This window comes from Motilimonas eburnea (assembly GCF_021295345.1).
Taxonomy (GTDB): Bacteria; Pseudomonadota; Gammaproteobacteria; order Enterobacterales; family CBDFNC01; genus Motilimonas; species Motilimonas eburnea.
This window is the reverse complement of the sequence record NZ_JAIMJB010000061.1, coordinates 1-851: the sequence shown is the minus strand read 5'-3', so window position 1 is coordinate 851 and position 851 is coordinate 1. Positions and strand designations below refer to the sequence as shown.

At 48.1% G+C, this 851-nt stretch carries 1 protein-coding gene; it reads right to left on the bottom strand.

The window, feature by feature from the left end; all coding sequences use genetic code 11:
- Nucleotides 1-36: 36 nt before the first annotated feature.
- Nucleotides 37-851: DDE-type integrase/transposase/recombinase (locus K6Y21_RS21090; protein WP_233073916.1), on the bottom strand; the 815-nt coding region annotated here is incomplete at its 5' end.

Below are 851 nucleotides of genomic sequence, written 5' to 3'. Positions count from 1 at the left end.
CGGCGTTTTTCAAGTTAGTTGTCACCATTAGCCGCTTTAGGCGGCCTGTTTTTCTGTCTGTTTAATTGACTCTTTTTCTGGATTCAACGTTGTCGGCCCAACCGGTGTACAGTTGCGCACATTGCGTTTACCCCAGCGTATCGGATTCGCTGCTTTTACTGCCTCTAATTTCCTTTTACGCTGAGCTAATATTTGTTCATCTTGTCCAGTGTGTCGTTGGTGTGGCGTCACAAACCGCAACTTACTGTGCTTGTGCTCATAGTTATACCAACGCTTAAACTTCAGCACCCAAGCTCTTGCATCTTCAAGGCTTTTAAAGCCTGCTGACGGCCAATCAGGCCGATATTTACACGTACGGAACAAGGACTCAGCGAACGGATTATCGTTGCTTACCCTTGGCCTGTTATACGACGTCGTCACGCCAAGCTCATAGGCTTTTACCCGCATGGTTTGTGACTTCATGGGGGCTCCGTTATCTGAGTGCAGTACTACGCCACTGTGTAAACATTTTTCCCGTAACAGTGTTTGCTCCAACAGCTGCGCCGCATGCTCACCAGACTCCTGTTCATGCACTTCGTCACCCACTATTTTCCGACTAAATAGATCTTCAAGCATGTACAGGTAGTAAAATTGTCCGCGTACTGTGCTGGGTAAATAGGTGATGTCCCAGCAAAACACTTGACCCGGTCCCGTTGCTGTATAAGTCGTGGGTTGTGCTGACACCTTTCGCGTCATACTTCGTCCGCGGTGATGTAGCTGTCCATTAGCCTTTAATACCCGATAAAACGTTGACTCGGAGCCATAATACTCACCGTCATCAAGCAGGCTTGGTACTATTTGCGATGGCGGTA